This is a genomic window from Psychrobacter nivimaris, assembly GCF_043419765.1.
Classification (GTDB): domain Bacteria; phylum Pseudomonadota; class Gammaproteobacteria; order Pseudomonadales; family Moraxellaceae; genus Psychrobacter.
The window spans coordinates 276558-295577 of record NZ_JBHOFX010000002.1; the positions used below are offsets into that span (position 1 = coordinate 276558).

Sequence of the window (19020 nt, forward strand, 5' to 3'; positions counted from 1 at the left end):
ATAAATTCACTATTAAGGCTTAAGAAATGCCAGATAATCATATTGATAGTACAGGGACTGCAGATATAGACGAGACAGATAGACAGTTGCTACGCTTATTGCAAACACAGGCGCGTATGAGCATTACTGAACTTGCTGAACGCGTCAACCTATCTGCCACCCCTTGCGCACGTCGTATAAAGCGCTTAGAAGATGCGAACATTATCACCGGCTACCACACCAAAACCGATGCGCAAAAACTTGGCTATCCGCTAGCCGTGTTTATCGCTATTAGCATGGATCGACATACAGCAGAACGTTTTGAGCAGTTTGAACGCAAAGTTCAAAGCTTTGAGGAAGTCATTAGCTGTAGTATTGTCACAGGACGCACCGAAGACTATCTGATTAAGGTCAGGGTACGTGATATGACACATTACGAAGAGTTTTTATTACATCGCCTCAATCGTATTGAAGGTGTGGCTCAAGTTCATACCAGTTTTGAATTACGAGAAGTATTTAGCCGTAGTGTAGTTTAGACGATCTAAACGGTCGTTGGTGACTGTCGACGGAACCATACCAATAGTACAAACCCGATCATCAATCCGATAGCAGCGACAAGTAACCCTGCATTGAAATTACCATCCTTCCCTGCCAGCGCCACTGTCACCAAAGGTCCTAAAAACTGCCCTAACGCATAGGCCAACGTTGCCAAAGCAATCAGTAAATTAGAATAGGCAGGGTTGATATTTTTAAATAGCGTCAGTGTCATCGATACCATACCGACAAAGGTCAATCCTAAAATCGCAGCATTGCCATATAACCCAAGCGCACCATCAAACCATATAGGCAAGCACATCCCAAATGCTTGCAATACCGTCAGCCCCATCAAGGTTTTTATCTCACCGATACGTTTAGCAAGCGCGCCCCATAGGGGGTTTGACAACATTGCAAAAATACCAACGACCAACCAAATCATCAATCCAGCATACGTCTGTGTCGTTAGGCGCTGCGCTGCCATAACGGGCAAAAAAGTTGCCGAGCTAATATAACCAAACCCTGCCAGTACGTAGCTGACGAAAAGTAAAGTAAGCGCTTTATGGTGTCCAGAGATGGCTTCGTATAAGGAGCGTTTAAAGTTTAAATAGGTCTGGTGCACTGACACGTGTTGTTTGGCATCAATCTGCTGTGAATCAACAGCCCGTACTCGTCTTGGTTTTATCGCATACAGTAGCCATACAAGCGGCAAACTGGTGACACCTGTGACTAGCCAAATTACATCGAAGTGATAGCCTAGTTTTAATAGCCACCATGTCACTATGGCAGAGGCGCTAATGCCAACGCCAATACCTGCATAGTGGACTGCTGATAACACAGAACGGCGCTCAGGGCTAAGGTTTTGAATGACAAACGATGAGCTTAGAATCATCGCCACGCCACTTGCAATGCCTGCAATTAAACGAATGATATACCATAGCGTGAGCGACATATTTGGTATGACAAGTAACATCGTGGTGACAACACTGATAATCGCCCACAGCGTCATGGCCTGCCACGTTGAGCGCTGAGGCACAAACATAGCAATAAGCGCACCGATAAAGTAGCCGATATAATTGATTGATGCCAGCCAGCCTGCAATCGTCGTTGATAGCGACAATTGCACCATAATATCAGGTAAGGTGGCGGTAAAAAGAAAGCGACCATAACCCATAACGACTGCCATGCAGTACATACCGATACAGGCAATGGCAGCTTCATTGGTAATCGTCGGGATCATACGGCTTTTAAAAGCAGTCATCATGACAGCGCCATTTTTGTGGCAATTAGCACACAATCCTTTGTGTTAGACAGTCAAAAGCAGTAGTAAAAAAGCAAGAATAAACAGTTATTAGATATGTTAGGTCGAGATGAAATATCAGCAAAAACTATGATACGTCTAACGTTGGCGTCTCTACCGTATCTTGTCCTAGCATCTGTACACGCTGATCGCTAAACATATCCATATCTGGAGCTAGCGTACGCATAAATCGATCAAAATACAACATCTGTTTGGTCAGTAAAGCAAAGTCGCGTGGGAAATGGATACCATGACGTTTGCCAACTTCGACAATCTCAAGCATCATTTTATTAAGCTCATCGGCTTGCTCTTTACTATTGAAAGGTACACCGCTCGTAAAGGTCTTATCTTCTGCCATGATGGTTGTCATCATACGCTGCAAATCATTCCCCAGTGCAGCCACATCGACTTTATTACCACCATGCGTCATTTCCATATCAATCATATGGCGTGCCATGGCTTGATAGTCGCTGTCTTGCATGGCTTGCATCATGCCCATGCACGCACGCCAGCTCTCAGCTTTGAGTTTACCCACAATACCAAAATCCAAAAATCCAATACGGCCATCGGTCAATAACATCAAATTACCAGCATGTAAATCCGCATGGAAACTATTACACAGCATAAGACTGGCAAACCATGTGTTCAAAGTGTCTGCCATGACTTGCGCAGGATCTGCACAGTACTGACGCATGAGCGATTCATCGACCATAGAAACGCCATATAGACGGCTCATCGTTAGCACACGCTTGGTAGTCAGCTCTTCATAGACAGTTGGTGCAACGACACGAGTATTACCTGATACCGCTAAGAACTGCTGAAAATCGCGAATGTTTTGTGCTTCGGCGATAAAGTCCGTCTCGGCAAGCATACGCAGACGAATCTCGTCAATAATTGGTGCAATACTCGCAAACTTCATTGAGGGCATTAGTATTTCAAGTAGCTTGGTTACGCCATGCAATACACCCAAGTCGGTCTGCATGATGGTTTCGACGCCAGGCTTTTGTACCTTTAGCACCACCTCATCGCCATTGTGCAGACGAGCTGCATGCACTTGAGCGATAGAAGCTGATGCTAGTGGCTCTGAGTCAATATGTGCAAACGCATCATCAAGCGTCATGCCATTAGTCGCTAGCTCCTCTCTTAGCACTTGCTCGATATAAGCATAAGACAATGGCGTGGTTTGATCCAAGCAGCTCTGGAAAGCCTTAACATAATCACGCGGAAACAGTGACGGCGTACTGGCGATGAACTGACCGATTTTGATATAAGTCGTACCTAACTGCTCAAAGGTTTCTTTGAGTAGCATCGCGTCAGGTTTCTCACCTTTTGCCACTCTTAGCGCAGACAAACCTGCCACACTCGCTGTTTGGCGAACACGGTTCATGACATTAAAAGTATGCTTTAATAAATGCGGACGATGAATTTTCATAAAAAACAACTATGGTAATAAGAAGGAGGTTTGAAGATAGGCAATACAATATAAAAATGCATTAAAATCAGATTACACAGTTATAGTCGGTTCAATATAATTTGGATACAAGGAAGGCGAGTGAAAGTACTACCAGTCGTAGACTAAGCGATCCTGACACCGTATCCAATTTATAGAGAGTTGACTATAGGACTGCTACAGACAGGACACTGTGGGTCTTTTCGATAGCCCATTAGTCGCTGCTGCATCTGGCTACCATCCCATATGAGCAGCTTGTTTGTCAGTGGATTTTTGGTTAATCCTAAATATTGCAGTGCAGCATTGGCTTGCAAATTACCCATGACGGCAGTAGTGCTAGCCAGCACTCCTGAATTGGCACAAGTACGCTCGTCAGCGGCTTCGTCGAGCACTACTGAGCCAAATACGCAATGATAACAACCTGTATCGATCTGAGGTTCGAACAGTGCCAACTGCCCTTGCATCGCAATCGCTGAGGCTGATAACAGCGGAATCTGGTAGCGTACACTAATACGATTGATGATGTCGCGCGTGACAAAATTATCCGTACAGTCTAAGAGTAAGTCAGGCTTTCCTGCTGCTATATCGAGCAACTCATAAGCGTTGTCTTCATCTAGTCGTGCGACTGTGCCGCGAGTCTTTATCAAAGGATTGATACGCTCTAACATATGCGCTGCGGTCAGTGCTTTAGACTGACCAACATCCTCTGGCAAAAACAACGTTTGCCGTTGTAGATTGCTCGCCTCAATCTCGTCATCATCAATCAGATGGACATGACCCACTCCAGCCCGTACCAATGTCTCAGACGCAGGACAGCCAAGGCCACCTGCCCCTATTATGACCACACGTGCTGTCTTTAGTCGCAGCTGAGCATCCATATCCCAACCGTCTAATAATACTTGTCGAGCATAACGGAGCAGCTCATCATCCGATAGCTGTACCATCTCTTCTACCATATTCATCTACAACCTATAATCAAAGAAATCTACTACCAAAAAACTACCTATTAAACTTGTCCTAGCGTGACACGATCATTACCACCGTAGTCTTTTACGGTATGTACTGATTCAAACCCATTGTCTAGAAACAGCTGCCGAACCGCATCACCTTGATCATAACCATGTTCAATGGCCAATAACCCACCTATACATAGATAGGTCGTTGCTTGCTGGACGATATGCTCGATATCAGCCAAACCCTGATTGGGTGCACTGAGCGCACTAATCGGTTCAGCTGTTAGACCTGCCAAATGCTCGTCTGTTTCGTCAATATAAGGAGGGTTTGACACGATAATATCAAACTGCGGCTCATCATAAATAGGTAGCGCTTGATACCAACTGCTTTGGACAAATTCAACATTGGCAACATTATTGCTCACGGCGTTATGCTGAGCAACTTTAAGCGCCTCTGACGACAAATCAACCGCCACGACTTGCCAATTAGCGTGCTTTAACTCATGAGCAAGACTGATAGCGATACAACCTGACCCTGTCCCCAAATCTAGTAATCGTTTATTACTGAGACATGTTGAATGGTCATTTATCCAGTTTAATACCTGCTCGACCAATACTTCGGTATCAGGCCTAGGAATCAAAGTATGCTCGTTTACCATAAAGTTAAGCGACCAAAACTCCTGCTGCCCAGTCAGGTAGGCAAGCGGTATGCCTTGCTGCATTTTTACCACACCGTCATTGAAACGTGTAACCTCACTATCAGTTAGCTGATAATCTTCGTCAGTCATCAACGCTATCGCAGGCTTATCAATGACATGCAATAACCAATCCGTTAGCCAAAACGACGGTAACTGACTATCAGTATAACCATTCGTCAGTTGTTGAATCTGCTGCTTGATTTGACGAATGGTTGATACGGTCATAAATAGCTCTTAAAAAACAATGAATGTATAAAGGTAAAATACTACTTAGCCTACTCTGATGCGCGCGGTGGCTCTTTGGTATCGGTCAGGTTAGGATTGGTTTTGCTTAGCTTGTCACCTACCCCATTGCCACCGCTGCCATCATTATTGTCATCGCCATAAATATCATCGTTATCACCAATGACAATATGTCTATCGACAAAGTAGATCAGTGCCAGAATTGGAATACCAATAGCAAAGGTAAAGATAAAGAAAAATGGATAACCCATATTATCGACGATAGCACCTGAGTACCCACCCATCACTTTGGGTATCAGGGTCATCAATGAGGAAAAAATCGCATACTGTACAGCAGTAAAGCGAATCGATGTCAGTGCTGATAAGAAAGCGATGAATACAGCGCTTGCAAGGCCCGCAGCCAAGTTATCAAATATCACTGCCATATACATGATGGGTAGGCTACCTGGGTTGTATGTTAATACTACAAACAACAGGTTAGTCGCACACGCCAAAATCGCACCAATCATCATGGCATGCATGATACGGAAACGTTGAGCCAAAATACCACCCAAGAAGCCACCTGCGATTGCCATAATCACACCGACCAGTTTTACGGCATTGGCGATATCGGTTTTGCTAAAGCCCATGTCTTGATAAAAGACGTTGGAGATCACGCCTGCGACGATATCTGAGATACGGTATAGACCAATCAAGGCTAATAGCAGCAAGGCTTTTTTGCCATAACGTCGGAAAAAGTCTAAAACAGGCTCGATCCATGTTGCCATTGCCACTTCTTTTTTTACCAGTCCTACTTGTACCAGGGCATAACCTGCTGCCATCGCCGCGCCTAGGCTTACTAATAAGTGCAAGGTTTCTACAAAGAAGCTAGAAAACGCGCCTTCAAACTCTGGTAAGACCTGTCCCATCAGTATATAAGCGGCGATAAAGGCAATCACTGAAAATACAAACAACGCTACCAGTCTGACGTAGTCTTCACGAGTTTCAGCGACCAACGGGGCTTTGTTAATTATTTTTGGTTGATTGATAATAAAGTACAGTAATAACAATGGTGCGCACGCGACCAATGCTAAAAAGTAAAACTTGATCGCTGGCATTACCATTAGTGGTATCAAGGCCACTGTGCTATTAAATACTGTATTGATCAAAATATTAATTAGGTAAATAACACCAAACAGTAGGCCTGGGATAAGCAGTAACGCTGAATAAATCAGGAATACTTTTAAGTTACCCTTCTGCTTTTTACTTTGCAGGGTCTCAGCGGTTGGCTCATAACTGGCAAACGTCGTTAATACCCCTAATGTCATGACCCCTGCCATGATGTAATAGGTGTTGCGCCACGCTTCATAACTATAAAATGTCTCATTTGAGCCGAAATAATCAGCCAAATATAACGCGCCTGCCCCTGCGACAATCATACCGATGCGGTAGCCTGACACATAGATAGAGGACAAGATAGACTGCATAGACGGCGGTGCAAGCTCAATACGGTACGCATCAATTACGATATCTTGCGTCGCAGAAGAGAACCCAAGCAACACGGCCGCGCCTGCCATATAAACCAAGACATCTTCGCTAACAGGATTTACCCTTGCCATCAAAAAGATCGCCAGCACGATAAGCAGCTGTGATACCACCATCCAACTACGACGACGCCCCAGCCACTTGGTCAAAAATGGTACAGGGAGCGCATCAATCAATGGCGCCCAAATAAATTTGAACGAATAACCCAATGCTGCCCAGCTGAACATAGTGACGACACTACGATCAATGCCTGCTTCTCTCAGCCATAGCGATAGACTTGAGAAAATCAGCAGAATAGGTATACCCGCTGAGAACCCCAAAAACAGCATAATAATGACACGAGGATCGAGATAAGCTTTTGTAGCCTCGCCCCATGACTTTTTGGCAATTGGTTGATTGGGCGGTACAGATTTGACAGCAGACATAATAACTCACCAACAATTCAGACAAAGAACACAACCGCGCACAATTTTTATCAATCTTTAGAATCAGTTATCGACAAAAGGATCGATAAAAATTGCTCTACGTTGCACCAATATTATCATTACAACAAAATCCAGTTATGGTACTTGAGAACCTTTATCTTGACTAGATGTTTTTGCATTAACTTAGCGATTGCAGGCCATGTGCAATCGCTTATATTTCTTAATCGTAACGCAAAAAACTGCAGTGTCTTACCAAGGTTATCTTAGCTCTCTTTTTTATTGCTAATTTCTATTTTGAAAGATGTCTGACAATGACATTATTTATAGGTAATATAAAGGTAGTAGTAAAACTGACGCAGGCTTCATTGGTTGGGTGCACTCTATTGGTTTATTCTTAACTGGCGATGATAAGCAAGGGCGTTAATAGCGATTGAGATAAACAAAACATCAAGCTTTTTATGATTAGTAATTTAAAACTTATAATTCTTATATATTAGTTTTATAAATCTACTCAGCTTAGTTATGCTTTGTACATAAACAACGACTACCGAGATTCACGGTTTGTTCTTTCTATTATCATAGCCTAGGAGTTATACCATGTCCGACTCAGCCAATAATACCACCGACAAAAACACTGCTCCAGATGCTGCTCGTTGTCCTGTAGATCACGAAAGCAATAATAATAATGCGCCTACTAACACAACCTATGAGCAGGGTGATGGTCAAGGCCCAACGATCCATAGCGAAAACGTTGATAACTCGCATGAGCCTGAGCGTCCGAGCATGGGTGGCTGCCCTGTTATGCATCAGGCACATACTACCACTGCATCTGCTGCGACAGATTGGTGGCCAAACGCACTAAACTTAGACATATTGCACCAGCAAGACAAAAAGACTGACCCAATGGGTGAGGACTTTGACTATGCTGAAGCTTTTAAACAGCTAGATCTAGAAGCGGTCAAAACTGACTTAAAAAACCTAATGACTGAGTCGCAAGAATGGTGGCCAGCGGATTGGGGGCACTATGGCGGCTTGATGATTCGTATGGCTTGGCATTCAGCTGGTACGTATCGCGGTGCTGATGGTCGCGGCGGCTCTAATACTGGTAACCAACGCTTTGCACCATTGAACAGCTGGCCTGACAACGTCAACCTTGATAAAGCCCGCCGTCTATTGTGGCCAATCAAGAAAAAATACGGCAATAAATTGTCTTGGGCCGATTTGATGATTTTGGCAGGTAACATGGCTTATGAATCTATGGGCTTCAAAACCCTAGGATTTGCTGGTGGCCGAGCTGATATTTGGCATCCAGAAAAAGACATCTACTGGGGTTCTGAGCGCGAATGGTTAGCCGCTACCAAAAACCGTTATGACAGCGACGAAGACCGCGCGTCACTAGAAAACCCACTAGCAGCAGTACAAATGGGCTTGATTTATGTCAACCCTGAAGGTGTCGACGGCAACCCTGACCCACTAAAAACTGCTCAAGATATGCGTACTACCTTTGCTCGTATGTCAATGAACGATGAAGAGACGGTCGCTCTAACCGCTGGTGGACATACCGTTGGTAAATGTCATGGTAATGGTGATGCGACAATACTAGAAGATGAGCCAGAAGCCGCTGATATCAAAGAGCAAGGTCTAGGCTGGCGCAATCCTAAAGGTCGTGGTAATGCAGGTGATACTGTTTCAAGTGGTATCGAAGGCGCATGGACCACCAATCCGACCCAGTGGGACCACGGTTATTTCGAGCTACTATTGAACCATGAATGGGCACTGACCAAAAGTCCAGCGGGCGCATGGCAGTGGGAACCAACTGACATCAAAGAGGAAGATCGTCCGTTAGATGCTCATGATCCAAGTGTACGTCGTAATCCAATCATGACTGACGCAGATATGGCATTGAGCAAAGATCCTATTTATCGTGAGATTTCAGAGAAGTTCCATAACAACCCAGAGTACTTTGATAAAGTATTCGCTAGAGCGTGGTTCAAACTGACTCACCGCGATTTGGGACCGAAATCTCGTTACTTAGGTGCCGACGTACCGAGCGAAGACTTTGTATGGCAAGACCCTATTCCTACAGGTAATGCGGACTTGACTGCTGATGATATTGCAACGCTAAAATCGCAAATATTAAACAGTAACATTAGTCGTCGTGAGTTGATCATTACAGCATGGGACAGCGCTCGTACATTCCGCGCTTCGGACTATCGCGGCGGTGCAAATGGTGCACGCATCCGTTTAGCCCCACAGAAAGATTGGACAGGCAATGAGCCAGAACAGCTACAACGTGTGCTTGAGACATTGACCAGTATTCAGTCTGGCTTTGATAAAGACGTTAGCTTAGCAGACCTCATTGTATTGGCTGGTAACGCCGCTATTGAACAAGCAGCAAACGATGCAGGCGTAGATATTACTGTACCGTTTAATCCAGGTCGCGGTGATGCTGACGCTGAAATGACTGACGCCGAATCTTTCGCTGATTTAGAGCCGCTACATGATGGCTATCGTAACTGGATTCAGGGTGACTATGCGGTATCACCAGAAGAGATGCTACTTGATCGCACGCAGCTAATGGGTCTAACTGCTCCTGAGATGGTTGTATTGCTTGGTGGTATGCGAGTGCTTGATACCAACCACGGTCAGAGCCAACACGGCGTCTTTACGGAACGTGCGGGCGTGCTTACCAATGACTTCTTTGTTAATTTAACGGACATGAACTACACATGGCATCCTGTAAAAGCAGCTGACAATACTGCTAATAGCTACGAAGTACGTGAGCGTGGTACAGGAAACGTCAAATGGCAAGCAAGCCGTGTAGACTTGGTATTTGGCTCTAACTCTATATTACGTGCTTATGCTGAGCTATACGCGCAAGATGATAACTTAGAGAAATTCGTTCGTGACTTCGTCCGTGCTTGGAACAAGGTTATGAATGCAGATCGCTTTGATATTGCCAAATAAACTGAGTTTGAAGTTGGTCAGTATCAACTAATTACCAGTAATAAATAACTTTATAATCAACGAACAGCTATCTTTTAGAAGGTAGCTGTTTTTTTATGCTCAATAATGACCGTTCTTTATGAATTGTTAGGTCAAATGGCTTCCCTGACTAAACAGCATTTACTGAACAAATAATTTTTTAGCATTGCAAAATACAAATTCTATATTCATAATTATCATAAATTGATAGCTATTTATTATATACAAGAATAATAGCTTTGTTTTACACTACTTTATTACTGTATGTTCAGACATTTTTACTTTCATATACAGACGAGGTTTGTATATTTATACAATAGGATTAAGTTATGGCAATCGACGTAGTGGTCAACCAACGGCATTTGCAGATTCAGCTCAAACAGCTAGAAACAGTATGGCATACGGTGATTAACGGTTATAACTTAAGCCAGGCGGCGACCGTGCTACATACCAGTCAATCAAGCTTATCAAAGCATATTGCTGCGTTAGAAAACCAGTTAAAGACGGAAGTATTCGTACGCCAAGGCAAACGCCTGACGGGACTGACCACTATGGGCACAGCGCTTATGCCTCATATCGAGTCTATTTTTGCTGAAATTCGTACCATTGAAAACCTAAGTTTAGATTTTAATAATCCTAACATCGGTACGCTGACGATTGCCACCACTCACACACAAGCGCGTTATGTACTGCCGCAAGTGGTTAAAGAATTCAAAGATCGTTTCCCTAAAGTAAATTTGATTTTGCAACAGGCAGATCCTGAGACCATCGCTCAGATGGTCATACGTGGTCAAGCCGATATCGGTATCGCAACTGAGTCCCTGCTACATAATAATTATCTTAGATGCTATCGTTACTATGACTGGACGCATCGCGTTATCGTACCGAGTGATCACGAACTGGCTAGCCAAGAGTCTATTGACCTGCCCACGCTTGCCAGCTATCCGATTGTGACCTATCACGGTGGATTTACAGGACGCGGCGCGATTGACAAGACGTTCGACGAAGCAGGACTAGAGCCAGATATCGTATTAGCGGCGCTCGATGCCGATGTGATCAGCACCTATGTCGGTCTGGGCCTAGGTATTGGTATCATCGCAGAAATGGCATTTGAGCCAAGCCATTATCAAAACCTGACTGCCATACCCGTCGATCATTTTGGTCGCTTTACCAGTTGGATGGCGGTACGCGATGATGCAGAAATCCGTCAATATGGTCGCGCTTTCATGGAGCTATGCCAAAAGCAATTTGCAAATTAATGAGCATTTGTTAAATAAAGTATCTCAGACTTGCTCACCCTTACTAGACTGAGCTGTGGATGATAAAATAAATTCTAGAACGTTATTCAATGTTTCTTTTATATATTATTCACACTTGTATTGATATTTGGTCGAATGAAGTTGACTAAATATCAATACATATTAACTTGCTCTTCTGTAAACAGGTGATACCGCTCATGGAAAAATTCGTAGCGATCATTATGGCAATTTTTGCCGCCCCTCTACTCATTGGCGGCGCTTATTTATTGTCCTTAGGCGGTAGTCCTTACTACCTCATTGCTGGCGTTATTATACTAACGACAGCTTTTTTATTGTTCAAAAAACACTGGAGTGCTTACGGGTTATATGCGCTATTTATCGTAGCAACCATGGCTTGGGCACTTTGGGAATCTGGGTTCTATTGGTGGGCGCTAGCACCTCGAGTTGGCTTCCCGCTCATCTTCGGTTTGCTCATGCTATTGCCATGGGTATCCAACAAAATGCGTGGGCCTAAAACTCAAGTAGCTTCAAATAGCACACCAACCACAAGCAATGTTAAGAAAAGCCCTCTGTATTATTGGGGTCTGCTCGTAAGCGTAATCGTAGGTGCACTACTCTCTTTTGGTAGTCTAGCCAATAATGCCACTGACAAACTCGGTGAGCTTGATTTGACTGCTGCAAATGATGACGAGCAAAACGTCAGCTCAGATGAGACCTCAGCTAACCTTGGTGACCCATTATCAAACGGTCAGCAAACGCCAGATGGCGAGTGGAGCGCGTATGGTCGTACTGATTATGGTCAGCGCTACTCGCCTCTAGATAAAATCAATACTGATAATGTCAAAGATCTAGAGCTAGCATGGCAAATCCAAACAGGTGATGTCAAAGGGCCTAACGATGTCGGTGAGACCACTTATCAGGCAACGCCATTAAAAATCGGTAACGGTTTATACCTATGTACCCCTCACAACTGGGTACTAGCGCTAGATGCCGACTCTGGTGAGACGCTGTGGAAGTTTGATCCTCAAGTAGAGGAAAACTTACAACGTCAGCACCAAACCTGTCGCGGTGTGTCTTATTATGCTGGTCAAGCAACCAGTCCTGACCCTATCTCTACCGCTGCTAATAATTCAGCAGAGAATAGCAACAGTACAGCTAGCCCCGTGCAAGTACAGAAAATTGCTGGCAATACCTTTGAAAACGCATCTAAGCAATGCGATGCCAAGATATTTATCCCAACTTCTGATGCGAAACTATATGCACTCGATCCAAATACTGGGCAACGCTGCCAAGATTTTGGTGATGATGGTGCACTAGACTTGATGCATAACATGCCGTTCAATCAAGCAGGTTACTATTATTCTACGTCACCACCAGTTATCGCGGGTGATACCATTATCGTCGCTGGTGCTGTCAATGATAACTATGATGTTAACTCGCCATCTGGTGTGATCCGTGCGTATGATGTCAATACTGGTGAGCTTCTTTGGAACTGGGACTCAGGCGATCCTGATAATACAGCGCCTTTCGATGTCAATGATCCAACCCAAACTTATAAGACCAGTTCGCCAAATTCATGGTCAGTCGCTACTGCCGACGAAGAGCTTGGATTGGCATATTTCCCTATGGGTAACCGTACGCCGGATCAGCTAGGCAGTTATCGAAATGCCGCTGAAGAAAAATATGCAACGTCTGTTGTCGCTCTAGATATCGAGACTGGTGAAGCACGCTGGGTTCAGCAGTTTGTCCATCATGACCTTTGGGACATGGACACGCCTGCTCAGCCAACCTTACTTGATCTAGATACGGCCGACGGTGTACAGCCTGCGCTGGTTGTACCAACCAAACAAGGCGATGTATACGTCTTGAACCGCGCAACGGGTGAGCCTATTGTACCGATTAAGGAGCGTCCTGCACCGCAAGGCTATCTCATAGCAGGAGAGCACGCAGCGCCAACTCAGCCTTATTCTGGCTTGAGCTTTGAGCCTGAACCACTGACTGAAAAAGACATGTGGGGTGCCAGTCTCGTTGATCAAATGATGTGCCGTATTGAGTTCAATCAGCTCAACTATGATGGTCGTTATACTCCACCATCAACCAATGGTAGCTTGGTCTATCCTGGTAACTTTGGTACCTTTAATTGGGGTGGTATCGCAGTCGATCCTGAGAATGGCGTGATGTTCGGTATGCCAACATATTTGGCATTTACCTCAAAACTCATTCCTAGAGACACGTTGGGCGATGCAGAGACCAATAAAGGCGAGCAAGGCGTCAACGCCAATGAAGGTGCAGATTATGCAGTAGAATTGGGGCCCTTCTTGTCACCATTAGGCGTACCTTGTCAGCAGCCACCATGGGGCACAATCGCTGGTGCTGACCTAGCCACAGGTGATATCGCTTATCAACGCAAAAATGGTACGGTACAAGACTTGTCTCCTATTCCTATCAAACTGGAATTGGGCGTACCTGGTATCGGTGGACCTATCATCACTAAAGGCGGCGTCGCGTTCTTGTCAGCGGCGACAGAAAACAATTTCCGAGCTTATGACTTGAAAAATGGCGACGTACTATGGAATGTCCGTATTCCAGCAGGTGGTCAAGCCACGCCAATGACTTACTTAAACTCTAAAGGTGAGCAAATGGTCGTATTGGTCGCAGGTGGTCATGGTTCAGTTGGAACAACCATTGGTGATTATGTCTTAGCTTATAAGCTTGGTGACCAAGATAAATAATGTTGCACTTGGTGCTTAAGATAATGATAAATTAAATAACCATTATCTTATAATCGACTAATTAGACAAGCAGGTAACCTAGGTTGCCTGCTTTTTTTAATGCCATCTTTTTTTAATGCCATAGTGTAATGCTGCTAAATCCTTTTATGACCTCACTTATGGTTTATTTATCGCTTATTTTGACCAACGACAACCTTTATAAATACACCTTAATAATTGTTAAGCGAGTTTAAAAACAGAGTTAGCTGGCTTTGTTATGATTCATTAACAGTGACTAGCGGCACTTGAAACTACCACTGTCTATAAGCATATCAGTAGAAAATAACTCACACACTACTGGAAAATTTATGAGTAACAAAATCCCTTTATCTTTTTTAGATCTTGCGCCTGTACCTCAAGGCAAAACCATCGCTGAAGGCATCGCCCAAACGGTGGAAACCGCGCAGCAAGCAGAAAAATCAGGCTTAAATCGCTACTGGATGGCAGAGCATCACAATATGCCCGGTATCGCCAGTGCAGCCACTTCAGTACTACTATCGCATATCGGTAGTCAAACCAGCCGTATCCGTATTGGTGCTGGCGGCGTTATGCTACCTAACCATGCTCCTCTTGTGATTGCTGAGCAGTTTGGTACTTTGCAGGCCCTATATGGCGACCGTGTAGACTTAGGGTTAGGACGCGCACCTGGCACTGATGGCGCTACATTTCAGGCACTGCGCCGCCAGATGAAAGACGCCGAGCGTTTTCCACAAGATGTACAAGAGCTGATGTACTTCTTGGGCAATGATACAGATGGCAGCCCTGTACAGGCATTTCCTGGCGCAAAATCAGGCATACCGATTTGGATATTAGGATCTTCTCTATTTGGTGCGACTTTAGCTGCACATTTAGGACTACCTTATGTGTTTGCCTCTCACTTTGCCCCGCAAATGCTTGGGCAAGCAATTGAGGCTTACCGTGAGCAATTTAAACCGTCTGTCTATCTAGATAAGCCTTATGTGATGTTGGCTGCAAACTTATTGCTGGCTGATGATGATGCGACCGCTCAATATCACTTTACCTCAGCACAGCAAAGCTTTGTACGTCTGCGCCGTGGCGAAACAGGTCAAATGCCTAAGCCTACCCACGATATGGACAGTATCTGGAGTCAAGCAGAGAAAATGATGGTAGATAACGCATTGTCAGTATCATTCATTGGCTCAGTCGAAACGGTCAAACCAAGACTCGCTGCGTTTTTGGCAACTTATCAGCCAGATGAGCTGATTGTGACGGCCAATATTTATGACCAAGCCGCCCGTATCCGTTCACTTGAACTTACACCGGAGCTAAACTTATTTACTTTACAATGAAATGAGACACTTGCATAATTATTGATGAACCTTAACTGGATTTTTGACATGGAAGCAACTCCCATTATCGGTGCATCGCTCATGATTGGCTCGTCAATATTTATGTATATCATTGCCTTTCTTGCAGTTATGGCTATCGGTGGTTATTTAACCTACCGTACTAGCCCAAAGCGCAAGCAGCGCCGTGAAGACAAGCGTAATAGTGAACGCTAGATTAATACCAAAAGCCCTCTTTTCTTATTTGAAAAGAGGGCTTTTTTAAGGCTATCAAAGTTAGATAAAGCGAAAGTACTTACTTATTTAAAAATAGTACAAAATCTGCATTACATTAACCCAAGTGCACGTAACGACGCTGCCCCAATCGCCATACCAAACATGCCGACAACGGTAGTAAAGGCAAGTATATTGGCAGCGAGTACATCATTGCCACCCATTGCTTTTGCCATGACATAGCTGGCTGCAGCTGTTGGTGATGCGACCATCAAAAACAACACCCCCATATGCACGCCTGATAGCCCAAATCCGAGCCCAACAGCGATAGCAATTAATGGTGCAATGACAATTCGTCCAATACTCGCCTGCATGGATAAGCCCGAAGGATGCAACATAGATTTTAGGTTAATACTAGCACCCGCACAGATCAGTGCTAGCGGCAGAGCCACCGCTGCCAGTAAGTCGCCAGTCGTATGAATCACCCCAGTAAGCGGTGGTAGCGGCAATGCTTTATAGACGAATGCCCCAACCAATGCCAAAATTAAAGGATTGGTCAGTAACTTTTTCACAATCATCGTGCCGCGACTAACCCATGTGTCATCCACGCTTTTGGATACACGACTCAAGGTAATGACCGCTAAGATATTAAACAGTATCGTCACCACGCCCATATAGACAGCACCGATACTTAACCCTTGCGCGCCGTAAGCGTTGGCCACGGTTGCAAGGCCAATGATGGCCATGTTGCTACGGAATACGCCTTGTACAAACACACCTTGGTCTTCAGGACGCTTGACGAAGCGTTTGGCATAAAACTCTGCACCAATAAATAATATAAACGTCACCAAGATACCAACAAGGATAAGCGTAATTTGCTTACCATAATCGACGTCGCTATCGACCACGCTAAAAAATAATAAACACGGCAAGCAATAATTAAAGACAAAACTTGATGCCTGGTCGATAAAAGTTTGGCTTGCTTCACCACGTCGTTGCATAAAAAAACCCAACCACATTAAGGCAAGGTTGGGTAAGACAATGGTAATAGCAAAAACAATAGCATCAATCATAAGTAGACTCAGTTCGGTGACAAGCCCATGAATATATGGACATCAGCGAGACAAATTAACAAGTAGTAAGAAAATTTACTGACCTAGTATAGAGACAAAGTAGCAAGTAGGACAAGGTTACATGTGATTTTCTTTTAAAACTGACTGTTTTTTTGACAAACAAAAGCCCGTAAAGAAATATCGTTACGGGCTTTTTATACTATAAGTGCTTTATAATAAAAGGCTTTATTGCATAGCTATTATGAGTCCAATGCAGCTTTTGCTTTTTTATGCTTTTTAACAGTCATTGCCAACAACTGAATAGCAGCAGGGGTTACACCGCTTACGCGTCCCGCTTGGGCTAGCGTCGCAGGACGAACTTGCGTAAGTTTTTGTACTATCTCGTTCGATAGACCTGACACGATACTATAATCAAAATCTAACGGTAGCGCTGTATTTTCTAGTCGCTTCATTTGATCGATATCTTCTTGTTGACGATCGATATAGCCAGCATATTTAACAGAAATCTCTATCTGCTCGCCCACTTGCGCATCAACGGTTGAGTCCGTGATAGCGGCGATATCAGCAAAATGTATTTGCGGACGCTTTAGCAAATCAAAGGCAGTCGACTCTTTAGACAGCACTTCACCTGTTTGCTCGGTCACTTGCTTACCTAATGCATTAGCAGGCGTGGCCCACATATCTTTTAGGCGTGAAGTTTCTGTGGCGATGGCTTCCATTTTTTCTTGATAGGCCTGCCAGCGTACATCGTCTACTAGACCCAGCTTACGACCAGTCTCCGTCAAACGCTGATCTGCATTGTCTTCACGTAAGAGCAAGCGATATTCTGCACGGCTCGTAAACATACGATACGGCTCGGTAGTACCGTGGGTAATCAAGTCATCGACAAGCACACCAAGATACGCTTCATCGCGGCGCGGGGTCCACGTGTCAAACTCGCTATTGTTAGTAGTGACCAATGCCGCATTGGTACCTGCAAGCAAGCCTTGTACACCCGCTTCTTCATAGCCTGTCGTACCATTAATCTGACCCGCAAAGTACAGACGATCAATCGACTTGGTTTCAAGAGTTGGCTTTAGGTTTTGTGGATCGAAGTAATCATACTCAATCGCATAACCTGGACGAGTAATATGGGCGTTTTCTAAGCCTTTCATACTATGAATAAAGTCTAACTGCACATCGAATGGCAAACTGGTTGAGATACCATTCGGATATAGCTCATGTGTGGTCAGACCTTCTGGCTCGATGAAGATCTGATGGCTGTCTTTATCCGCAAAACGATGAATCTTATCTTCGATAGATGGGCAATAACGTGGGCCTACGCCTTCGATTTTCCCAGAGAACATTGGTGAACGGTCAAGATTTTCACGAATGATGTCATGAGTACGCGCATTGGTATGGGTGATATAGCAATTGACTTGCTCAGGATGCATAGAGACATCACCCATATAGCTCATCACTGGCAATGGCGTATCGCCCGGCTGTACCGTCATTACACTAAAGTCAACACTACGCGCATCGATACGTGCTGGCGTACCTGTCTTTAGACGACCAACTGGCAGCTTAAGCTCACGTAGACGATCTGCCAACTTGATAGAAGGCTGATCCCCTGCACGGCCACCCTTTGAGTTCTCTAAACCAATATGAATGACACCGCCCAAGAAAGTTCCTGAGGTCAATACCACTGTTTCGGTCTTAAAGACAATACCTGTAGAAGTCACAACAGCCGTTGCGCGGCCATTTTCGACTAAGATATCATCAGCAGCTTGCTGGAATATATCTAGGTTTGGCTGGTTTTCTAGCGTATGGCGGATAGCTGCTTTATACAAGATGCGATCTGCTTGCGCACGCGTGGCACGAACGGCAGCCCCTTTACGGCTGTTCAATACGCGGAACTGGATACCTGCTTTATCCGTTGCCAATGCCATTGCACCGCCCAACGCATCAATCTCACGTACTAGATGCGATTTACCGATACCGCCAATCGCAGGGTTACAACTCATCTGCCCGAGCGTCTCAATATTATGCGTCAACAATAAGGTCTGTGCGCCCATACGTGCAGCCGCCAGAGCAGCTTCTGTACCAGCATGACCACCGCCGATCACTATCACGTCGTAATGTTTTGGGTATTGCATGTGTGCCTCACTTGACTCATAACGCTGCTGATTGCCATATCTTATGTTCAAATAAGAAAACAGTCAGCAAATAAACGTCAGTCGAATTTATAAAAAGATAACGACTTAGATAAGTCGTTCATAATTGGTTGAATAACCTATCATTATAACAATTTTTTCACGCTTAAAAAA

At 44.5% G+C, this 19020-nt stretch carries 13 protein-coding genes; 6 read left to right on the forward strand and 7 right to left on the reverse strand.

Features of this window, described 5'->3' with window-relative positions; all coding sequences use genetic code 11:
* The first annotated feature begins 26 nt into the window (after nt 1-26).
* Entirely contained in the window at nt 27-515 is a 489-nt protein-coding gene (locus ACHEVO_RS04565; RefSeq protein ID WP_394124103.1) for an Lrp/AsnC family transcriptional regulator, read from the forward strand.
* A gap of 5 nt (nt 516-520) precedes the next feature.
* Here ACHEVO_RS04565 and ACHEVO_RS04570 read toward each other — a convergent pair whose 3' ends face one another.
* The 5 genes from ACHEVO_RS04570 to ACHEVO_RS04590 form a co-directional block, all read right to left on the reverse strand.
* Nucleotides 521-1777: a YbfB/YjiJ family MFS transporter gene (locus ACHEVO_RS04570; protein ID WP_394124104.1), complete on the reverse strand. Its 1257-nt coding sequence runs from the start codon at nt 1775-1777 to the stop codon at nt 521-523.
* Nucleotides 1778-1901: 124 nt separating this feature from the next.
* Nucleotides 1902-3245: an ABC1 kinase family protein gene (locus ACHEVO_RS04575; RefSeq protein ID WP_394124105.1), complete on the reverse strand. Its 1344-nt coding sequence runs from the start codon at nt 3243-3245 to the stop codon at nt 1902-1904.
* 170 nt (nt 3246-3415) lie between these two features.
* Complete coding sequence (locus tag ACHEVO_RS04580) at nt 3416-4219, reverse strand: HesA/MoeB/ThiF family protein (RefSeq protein WP_394124389.1); 804 nt, start codon at nt 4217-4219, stop codon at nt 3416-3418.
* Nucleotides 4220-4269: 50 nt separating this feature from the next.
* Nucleotides 4270-5139: a peptide chain release factor N(5)-glutamine methyltransferase gene (gene prmC / locus ACHEVO_RS04585; protein ID WP_394124106.1), complete on the reverse strand. Its 870-nt coding sequence runs from the start codon at nt 5137-5139 to the stop codon at nt 4270-4272.
* Nucleotides 5140-5189: 50 nt separating this feature from the next.
* A complete protein-coding gene (locus ACHEVO_RS04590; RefSeq protein ID WP_394124107.1) occupies nt 5190-7106 on the reverse strand; it encodes an AmpG family muropeptide MFS transporter in 1917 nt (638 codons plus the stop codon).
* A 783-nt stretch (nt 7107-7889) separates the two neighbouring features.
* Here ACHEVO_RS04590 and katG point away from each other — a divergent pair.
* From katG to ACHEVO_RS04615, 5 genes are all read left to right on the forward strand, one after another.
* A complete protein-coding gene (gene katG, locus ACHEVO_RS04595) occupies nt 7890-10073 on the forward strand; it encodes a catalase/peroxidase HPI (RefSeq protein WP_394124390.1) in 2184 nt (727 codons plus the stop codon).
* 347 nt (nt 10074-10420) lie between these two features.
* Nucleotides 10421-11350 (forward strand): LysR substrate-binding domain-containing protein, encoded by a 930-nt coding sequence (locus tag ACHEVO_RS04600; protein WP_057759664.1) that lies wholly within the window; start codon nt 10421-10423, stop codon nt 11348-11350.
* Nucleotides 11351-11547: 197 nt separating this feature from the next.
* Entirely contained in the window at nt 11548-14082 is a 2535-nt protein-coding gene (locus tag ACHEVO_RS04605) for a membrane-bound PQQ-dependent dehydrogenase, glucose/quinate/shikimate family (protein WP_394124108.1), read from the forward strand.
* A gap of 347 nt (nt 14083-14429) precedes the next feature.
* Nucleotides 14430-15431, forward strand: a complete 1002-nt coding sequence (locus ACHEVO_RS04610) for an LLM class flavin-dependent oxidoreductase (protein ID WP_394124109.1) — start codon at nt 14430-14432, stop codon at nt 15429-15431.
* A gap of 48 nt (nt 15432-15479) precedes the next feature.
* A complete protein-coding gene (locus ACHEVO_RS04615) occupies nt 15480-15644 on the forward strand; it encodes a hypothetical protein (RefSeq protein WP_160021934.1) in 165 nt (54 codons plus the stop codon).
* Nucleotides 15645-15754: 110 nt separating this feature from the next.
* On the opposite strand, the gene ACHEVO_RS04620 is transcribed toward ACHEVO_RS04615, so the two are convergent.
* Both ACHEVO_RS04620 and mnmG read right to left on the reverse strand, forming a co-directional pair.
* Nucleotides 15755-16714: an AEC family transporter gene (locus tag ACHEVO_RS04620; RefSeq protein ID WP_290175859.1), complete on the reverse strand. Its 960-nt coding sequence runs from the start codon at nt 16712-16714 to the stop codon at nt 15755-15757.
* Nucleotides 16715-16953: 239 nt separating this feature from the next.
* Complete coding sequence (gene mnmG, locus ACHEVO_RS04625; protein WP_179797299.1) at nt 16954-18849, reverse strand: tRNA uridine-5-carboxymethylaminomethyl(34) synthesis enzyme MnmG; 1896 nt, start codon at nt 18847-18849, stop codon at nt 16954-16956.
* Nucleotides 18850-19020 lie beyond the last annotated feature (171 nt).